Raw genomic sequence first — 7,756 nt, 5'->3', positions numbered from 1 at the left:
AAAAGAATCTCAACAAAGCTCAAGGGCCTGAGCCCGGTCCAATACCGTGCCCAGGCCCTCGCAGTTTAGGATCCTATTTGGCCAGTCCAACTTCCGGGGACCAGTTCAGAGTGATAGAGCGTTCCGGTTTTTCCCGCATTAAGTGAGAGAGGGTGCCTATTGGGCCTTGCCCAGGAAGTCCTGCAGGCGCTGGACGCCGGTGGCGAGGTCTTCGTCGCCCAGTGCGTACGAAAGGCGCAGGTAGCCGGAGGGGCCGAAGGCCTCACCCGGAACCACTGCCACCTCGACCTCGTCCAGGATCAGCGCGGCCAGCTCAGCGGACGTCTGCGGCGTGGCCGTGCCGGACGCCGTCGGGAATTCCTTCCCCAGCAGCGCGCGGACGTCCGCGTAGACGTAGAAGGCACCTTTCGGCGTCGGGCATTCCACCCCCTCGATGGCGTTCAGGCCAGCAACGATGGCCTTGCGGCGGCGGTCGAACGCCACCTTCATCTCGTCGACGGCGGTCAGTGGGCCGGAAACGGCAGCCAGGGCAGCGATCTGCATGATGTTGGAGACATTGGACGTTGCGTGCGACTGGAGGTTGGTGGCTGCCTTGATGACATCGGCCGGGCCGATCATCCAGCCCACGCGCCAGCCGGTCATGGCGTAGGTCTTCGCGACGCCGTTGAGGATGACGACCTTGTCGCCCAGCTCAGGGGCGGCGGTCGCGATCGAGGTGAAGGGAACGCCGTCGTACGTCAGGTGCTCGTAGATCTCGTCGGTGACCACCCAGAGGCCCTTGGCCGCCGCCCACTTGCCGATCTCGGCCACCTGCTCCGGCGAGTACACCGAGCCCGTGGGGTTGGAGGGCGAGACGAACAGCAGGATCTTCGTTTTGTCCGTGACAGCTGCCTCAAGCTGTTCAACGGTGACGAGGTAGTCCTGCTCCGGGCCGGCGAAGACCTCCACCGGCACGCCGCCTGCGAGCCGGATGGCCTCCGGGTAGGTGGTCCAGAACGGAGTGGGAACAATGACCTCGTCGCCGGGATCCACCAGGGTGGCGAAAGTGTTGTAGACCGCCTGCTTGCCGCCGTTGGTCACCAAAACCTGGGAAGGGTCCACGGCGTAGCCGGAGTCGCGCAGGGTCTTCTCGGCGATGGCCTTCTTCAGTTCGGGCAGCCCGCCGGCGGGGGAGTAGCGGTGGTACTTCGGCTGGCTTGCCGCTTCGATGGCGGCCTGGACGATGTAGTCCGGAGTAGGAAAGTCGGGTTCACCCGCACCGAATCCAATGACCGGCCGGCCTGCAGCCTTCAGCGCCTTCGCCTTGGCATCAACGGCAAGGGTTGCGGATTCGGCAATGGCGGAAATGCGCTGGGAAACGCGGGCGGCAGACATGGCAGGTCCGTTCTTCGCTTGCAGCCTGGCGGCTGGAATGTGGGATTCGACGAGTTCTACTCTATGCTGTTCAGCGGACCCTCCGGGTTGCCCGTCTTGATTTGTGACTGTTCCGGTCAATGTCAGCCAGGGCAGCAGTTGGGGGCCGGAAACGGGCCGGTTCGACGAACGCGAAGTTGTTGCGTAGACTGGTTCACCGGTGTTGAAACACGGATGATGACGTGCGCCCCAGTGCAGCTGGCGGTTCGTCATCGGAGAGTGGAATTCACTCCATAGGGTAGTGGCGCAATTGGTAGCGCAGCGGTCTCCAAAACCGCAGGTTGCAGGTTCGAGTCCTGTCTGCCCTGCGCAAGCTGCCCCGGGCGAAAATCCGGGGCAAGCGCAGCAACCATGGTTCTGATCAGGACCGGGTAATCCAACATTGCAAAGATGAGCGAGGACCAGGTGACCGAAACAGCTGCCAGCAGCTCCAAGGGCCGCCCAGCTAAGAAGGACGCCAAGGCAAACTTCTTCGCTCGCATTGCACTTTTTGTCCGCCAGATCATCGGCGAACTGAAGAAGGTTGTTGCACCAACCCGCAAGGAACTGATTAATTACACACTCGTGGTGCTGGTGTTCGTGGGCATCATGATGGTCATCGTCAGCCTGCTGGACATTGGCTTCGGATCCGCCGTCGGCTGGCTCTTCGGCGGTAAAGGCCCCACGGACAGCTAAGGCTGTACCGTCCGCAGGCTGTGTGTTCCGTCCGGGAATCCGGAGGGAAACACCGGTGTGCGGAATTGAGCCATTTAAATAGGCATGTTAGGCAATGAGGAAGCAGGAGACCAAGTGTCTGAGCAGGAGCTCGAGGTAACCGAGACTGAGCTGGAAGAGTCCGCGGACATCACGGCAGAAGCCGGTGACGAGTCTGAGGTTGAGTCCTCCGCGCCCGAATCCGACGACGCCGATTCCGATGACTTCGACGCAAAGGCTGATGACGAGGCCGGCTCCGAGGAACAGTCCACCGACGCCCTCGCCGCTGCCGCCGCCAAGGCCGAGGTAGACCCCGCAGAAGAGTTCAAGGCCAAGCTGCGCCGCCAGGAAGGTGACTGGTACGTCATCCACTCCTACGCAGGTTACGAAAACCGCGTGAAGGCCAACCTGGAAACCCGCATCCAGACCCTGGACATGGAAGATTACATCTTCGAGATCCAGGTGCCGATGGAAGAAGTCGTTGAGATCAAGAATGCTCAGCGCAAGGTGATCAACCGCGTCCGCATCCCGGGCTATGTGCTGGTCCGCATGGACCTGACCGACGCCTCCTGGGGCGCCGTCCGGCACACCCCCGGCGTGACCGGCTTCGTGGGCAACGCCCACAACCCGGTGCCGCTGCGCCTCGATGAGGTCTTCTCCATGCTTGCCCCCGTCTTCGAGGAAGAGCAGGCCGAGAAGGGCAAGCCGGTCAACAAGCAGAACCAGGCTCCGGTGGACGTCGACTTCGAGGTCGGCGAGTCGGTCATCGTCAAGGAAGGCCCCTTCGAGACCCTTCCCGCCACGATCTCCGAGATCAAGGTCGAATCCCAGACCCTCGTGGTGCTGGTTTCCATCTTCGAGCGCGAAACGCCGGTCACCCTGGCGTTCAACCAGGTCACCAAGATCTGATTATCCAAAGAATTCGTCCCGGCGCTGCCCGCTTAGCAGCACCGGAACGGCCGGCCGCCTCGCCATGGCGGCCAAAAACCTGAGGCACGCTCCTGTGCCCCAGGACGTTATTGAGAGAAGGACCCTACATTGGCTCCCAAGAAGAAGGTCACCGGCCTCATCAAGCTGCAGATCCAGGCAGGTGCCGCTAACCCGGCTCCGCCGATCGGTCCTGCGCTTGGCCAGCACGGTGTCAACATCATGGAATTCTGCAAGGCGTACAACGCTGCGACGGAAGCCCAGCGCGGAAACGTCATCCCCGTGGAAATCACGGTCTACGAGGACCGTTCCTTCACGTTCATCACCAAGACCCCGCCGGCTGCAGAGCTCATCAAGAAGGCTGCAGGCGTCGCCAAGGGTTCAGCTACCCCGCACACCGTCAAGGTTGCCAAGCTGACCCAGGCCCAGGTCAACGAGATTGCTTCCACCAAGATGGAAGACCTCAACGCAACCAGCCTCGAAGGCGCAGCGAAGATCATCGCCGGCACCGCCCGCTCCATGGGTATCACCGTCGAAGGCTAGTCGCTTCCGTCGCCTTGGCGTCGGGCTCGGGAAACCGATCACGACGACGGGCGGCACCGCCGGGACAACCGGCACCACCTACATTGAAATGTTGGGAACCGGGCACGGATAACGAGTCCGCTCACCAACTGTGGCAGGGCCCAGCGCGGTCCGCAGACCACAACTGCACAAGGAGAAACAAGCAGCATGGCAAAGCGCAGCAAAGCATATGAGGCAGCAGCCGCCAAGATCGACGCGGAGAAGTTCTACGCGCCGTTCGAGGCAGTAACGCTCGCCAAGGACACCAACCCGTCCAAGTTCGACGCCACCGTTGAGGTTGCATTCCGCCTCGGCGTCGACCCCCGTAAGGCTGACCAGATGGTCCGCGGCACGGTCAACCTGCCCCACGGCACCGGCAAGACCGCCCGCGTCCTGGTTTTCGCCACGGGTGACAAGGCTGAAGCAGCAATCGCTGCCGGCGCCGACTTCGTTGGTTCCGATGACCTGATCGAAAAGATCGCCGGCGGCTGGACCGACTTCGACGCCGCCGTCGCCACCCCCGACCTCATGGGCAAGGTTGGCCGCCTCGGTAAGGTCCTGGGTCCGCGTAACCTGATGCCGAACCCCAAGACGGGCACCGTGACCCCTGACGTCACCAAGGCCGTCAACGACATCAAGGGTGGAAAGATCGACTTCCGCGTCGACAAGCACTCCAACCTGCACTTCATCATCGGCAAGGTGTCCTTCGACGCCATCAAGCTGGCCGAGAACTACGCAGCAGCACTGGAAGAGGTGCTTCGCCTGAAGCCGTCCGCTTCGAAGGGCCGCTACATCCAGAAGGCCACCGTTGCCACCACGTTCGGTCCCGGCATCTCCGTTGACCCGAACGTCACCAAGGTTCTGACCGAGGCCTAAATCCTCACTTGAACTTCCGCTGCGGACCTGTCCGCAGCAAACACAACCGCCCGGCACCTGCCGGGCGGTTGTGTTTTAAGCTTCCTGTCCCGGACGGGTGTCAGTTTGCCTAAGCTGTAGAAATGGCCGAACCGGAGTTGGATGGCGTCACGGGGACGCCCGATGCCCTCACGATTTCCGCCGTGGACGTCCTCCTGGCACCCGGCAGCGGAGCGGTGGCAAGCGCCGGGAACGCAACTGCCGACTTCACGGTGTGCCATGACATGCGCGTGGCCCACGAACTGGAGCTTTGGGGCAACCTGGACCGCTGCCCCACGCTGGCGGAAGCCCTGGAGTTCTGGCAGGGCAATGAGTACGAGGAGCGGCAGCTTTACCTTGCCAGGCTGGGCCGGGAACCAGTGGGCTTCTGCTCTGTGACGCTCCCGCTCCGCGAGAACACGCACACCGCCGGAATCGACGTCCTCATCTCCCCGGCCCACCGGCGCCGGGGATTGGGACGCATCCTCCGGCAACACGCTGAAACCGTAGCCCGGGAGCGGGGCAGGATGTCCCTGGACGCTTATCACGAGGTCCCGCTGGCGAATGCGGACGGAGCTGTGCTGCTGCCCGCCAAATCCGGTGCGGGCGGCCTGCCGCTCACCGCCCCCGCCGTAGCCTTTGCCCTCGCTTCCGGTTACGAGCTGGAGCAGGTGGAGCGCTCCAGCCGCCTCGGGCTGCCGGTGGCCCCGGAACTGCTGGACCAGTTGGAGGCCGAGGCCTCTTCCCGGGCCGCAGGCTACGGACTTACCGGCTGGGACGATCACTGCCCGGAGGCCCTGGTGGACGCCTACGCCCGGCTTAAGGCCACGATGACCGAGGACGTTCCCATCGCCGGCATGGACTGGGAAGGCGAAGACTGGGATGCCGCCCGCGTGCGCGACGAAGAGCGGACGCTGTCCCGCGGCGGAGTCCAGTCGGCAGTGACGGCGGCCCTCCACCTAAGTACGGGCGAACTGGTTGCCTACACCGTCCTGAACTGGCGGCCCGGGGTTCCTGACACGATCGCCCAGCAGGACACGCTCGTTGCCGGAGGCCACCGCGGCCACCGCCTCGGGCTCCTGGTGAAACTGGCGAACCTTCGGCGCGCCCAGGGCCGGTGGCCGTCCGTGCGGTCAGTGTTGACGTGGAATGCCGTTGAAAACCGACATATGCTGGCCATAAATAATGCCCTTGGATTCAGGCCCGCCGGCTATGAAGGTGAGTGGCAGAAACGGCTGGGATGAAGACGCCAATGGCAAAAGACGTGAAGATCGAACAGCTCTGGATCCCGGACTCACTCGACTCCCCGGACGCCGCAGACTTCCTTGCCGCGGTCGAGGTGGGCCGGAAGGTCCGGATGCAGACCTGGGGGAGCGACGACCTCGCCTACGAGCCGCTGGAAAAGCTCCTGGAATTTGAAGACCCCTATGAGCGGCAGCTCATCCTGGTGGCCAAAGTGGACGGCGAAATCGTGGGCACCGTGGACATCGCCCTGCCCCTCACCGACAACCTGGACCTCGCGGAGTTCACGCTGGACATCCTGCCGGAGTTCCAGCGCCAGGGCGTGGGCAGGCGGCTGCTCCAGGCCGCCGAACAGCTGGCCCGGGCGGAAGGCCGCACCATGATCCTGGTGGACACCAACCATCCGGGTGCGTCCCTTCACGAGTTCGAAAAGGCCCAGCTGGTCCCCGGCTCCGGCCAGGGCTTCGTGCCGCTGGAGAGCCGCGAAGTAGAGTTCGCGCAGAAGACCGGGTACACACTCCAACACATTGAACAGTTCAGTTCCTGCGCACTGCCCCTGGATTCGAAGCTGGTTGCGGACCTGCAGGCCGAAGCGGAGGAGGCCAACAACGGCCGCTACCGGCTGCACCACTGGACGGACCGGTGCCCGGACCAGTGGCTCGAAGCTGTCGCCGTCCTTGAGAACCAGGCGGGGGCCGACGTCGATCCCTCCTTGGAAGCGCCCGTTGAGCAGGACATGGTGTTCGACGGCGGCATCCTCCGGGAAGCGGAAGACGTCGCCATCGCGCAGGGGCGGCGGACGGTGGTCACCGCCGTCGAGCACCTCGCCACAGGTGCCCTTGTGGGCCTGACCACCATCACCGTCCTGGCGCACCGCGCCGACGTTGTCTTCCAGGACGACACACTGGTGCTGCAGGAACACCGCGGAAACAAACTCGGCCTGCTGATCAAGGTGGCAAACATGGAACGGCTCACCGAACAGTTTCCGGATGCCCGGATCATCTACACCTGGAATGCGCCGGAAAACCGGTACCTCCTGACGGTCAATAAGCAGCTGGGATTCCAGACGGCCGGGGTCACGGGCATCTGGCAGAAAGAACTCCCGCAGCTGGGCACAAGCACCAGCTGAGGGCGCGATTTGGCGCAGTGATGGCTCTCCCGTAGACTTGAAGGACCAAAGACCGTCGGTTGTTGGAAATCCACTCTCTCGAACATGGCTCAACTCTGCAGTTGTGCGCGGGAGACGCAGTGGGTTTCTGGACGAAGGACCCTCAACGTAGGGCGGCCGGCGCAGGTGAACGAAGCAACAGCTCCATGGGATATCCGTGTTGAGCCAAGCCCCGTGCATCTGCGCGGGGCGTTTTTAGTTTTAGCTCACCTTGAGCGGGGACCGTCGAATACCGGCACTATCCCCGGAAGGAGGGTTATGGCAACGCCTACCAAGGTTTCAGCAGTAGCTGAGATCACTAACGATTTCAAGGAATCGAACGCCGCTGTCCTGACCGAATACCGCGGGCTCACCGTTGCACAGCTCAAGCAGCTGCGTGTTTCTCTCGGCCAGGACACCAAGTTCGCGGTCGTCAAGAACACCCTGACCGCCATTGCAGCCAAGGAAGCCGGCGTTGAAGCATTCAACGACCAGCTCTCCGGCCCCACTGCAATCGCGTTCATCAAGGGTGACGCAGTTGCCGCTGCCAAGAGCCTGACGGATTTTGCCAAGACCAACAAGCAGCTTGTCATCAAGACCGGCTACTTCGAGGGCAAGGCTCTGAACGCCAGCGAGGTTGCCGCACTGGCAGCACTCGAGTCCCGTGAGCTGCAGCTCGCCAAGGTTGCAGGCGTCCTCAAGGCCCCTGCCGCCGCCGCTGCACGCATCATTGACGCACTGCGCCTCAAGCTTGAAGAAGAGAACGGTGCACCGGCAGCTGCCGAGGCGCCTGCCGCTGAAGAAGCACCTGCCGCAGAAGCTGAAGCCCCGGCTGACGCTCCCGCAGCTGAAGAGAACTAAGTCTCTTCACCCCACCAG

At 63.1% G+C, this 7,756-nt stretch carries 9 protein-coding genes and 1 tRNA gene; 9 read left to right on the top strand and 1 reads right to left on the bottom strand.

Features of this window, described 5'->3' with window-relative positions:
• A partial coding sequence (locus U7114_RS19375) for an IS3 family transposase (RefSeq protein WP_416235544.1) occupies nt 1–69 on the top strand: 69 nt, incomplete at its 5' end.
• Between the two features lie 87 nt (nt 70–156).
• On the opposite strand, the gene U7114_RS05190 is transcribed toward U7114_RS19375, so the two are convergent.
• A complete protein-coding gene (locus tag U7114_RS05190) occupies nt 157–1,374 on the bottom strand; it encodes a pyridoxal phosphate-dependent aminotransferase (RefSeq protein ID WP_323056680.1) in 1,218 nt (405 codons plus the stop codon).
• A gap of 274 nt (nt 1,375–1,648) precedes the next feature.
• Here U7114_RS05190 and U7114_RS05185 point away from each other — a divergent pair.
• The 8 genes from U7114_RS05185 to rplJ all read left to right on the top strand — a co-directional run bounded on the left by U7114_RS05185 (nt 1,649) and on the right by rplJ (nt 7,738).
• Nucleotides 1,649–1,721 (top strand) — tRNA-Trp (locus U7114_RS05185).
• 82 nt (nt 1,722–1,803) lie between these two features.
• Nucleotides 1,804–2,088: a preprotein translocase subunit SecE gene (gene secE, locus U7114_RS05180; RefSeq protein WP_104998647.1), complete on the top strand. Its 285-nt coding sequence runs from the start codon at nt 1,804–1,806 to the stop codon at nt 2,086–2,088.
• A 114-nt stretch (nt 2,089–2,202) separates the two neighbouring features.
• A complete protein-coding gene (gene nusG / locus U7114_RS05175) occupies nt 2,203–3,015 on the top strand; it encodes a transcription termination/antitermination protein NusG (protein ID WP_321214082.1) in 813 nt (270 codons plus the stop codon).
• Nucleotides 3,016–3,144: 129 nt separating this feature from the next.
• Nucleotides 3,145–3,576: a 50S ribosomal protein L11 gene (rplK, locus tag U7114_RS05170; protein WP_003803853.1), complete on the top strand. Its 432-nt coding sequence runs from the start codon at nt 3,145–3,147 to the stop codon at nt 3,574–3,576.
• A 186-nt stretch (nt 3,577–3,762) separates the two neighbouring features.
• Nucleotides 3,763–4,470, top strand: coding sequence for a 50S ribosomal protein L1 (rplA, locus tag U7114_RS05165; protein ID WP_157241598.1), 708 nt, complete (start codon nt 3,763–3,765; stop codon nt 4,468–4,470).
• 122 nt (nt 4,471–4,592) lie between these two features.
• Nucleotides 4,593–5,732: a GNAT family N-acetyltransferase gene (locus U7114_RS05160; RefSeq protein WP_323056679.1), complete on the top strand. Its 1,140-nt coding sequence runs from the start codon at nt 4,593–4,595 to the stop codon at nt 5,730–5,732.
• Between the two features lie 8 nt (nt 5,733–5,740).
• On the top strand, nt 5,741–6,859 hold the full coding sequence (locus U7114_RS05155) for a GNAT family N-acetyltransferase (RefSeq protein WP_157241600.1): 1,119 nt from the start codon (nt 5,741–5,743) through the stop codon (nt 6,857–6,859).
• A gap of 297 nt (nt 6,860–7,156) precedes the next feature.
• Nucleotides 7,157–7,738: a 50S ribosomal protein L10 gene (gene rplJ / locus U7114_RS05150; protein ID WP_104998642.1), complete on the top strand. Its 582-nt coding sequence runs from the start codon at nt 7,157–7,159 to the stop codon at nt 7,736–7,738.
• Nucleotides 7,739–7,756: the final 18 nt, after the last annotated feature.

Source organism: Pseudarthrobacter sp. C1 (assembly GCF_034720455.1).
Taxonomy (GTDB): Bacteria; Actinomycetota; Actinomycetes; order Actinomycetales; family Micrococcaceae; genus Arthrobacter.
The sequence above is the reverse complement of the archived record's forward strand: the minus strand, read 5'-3'. Positions and strand labels throughout refer to the sequence as shown.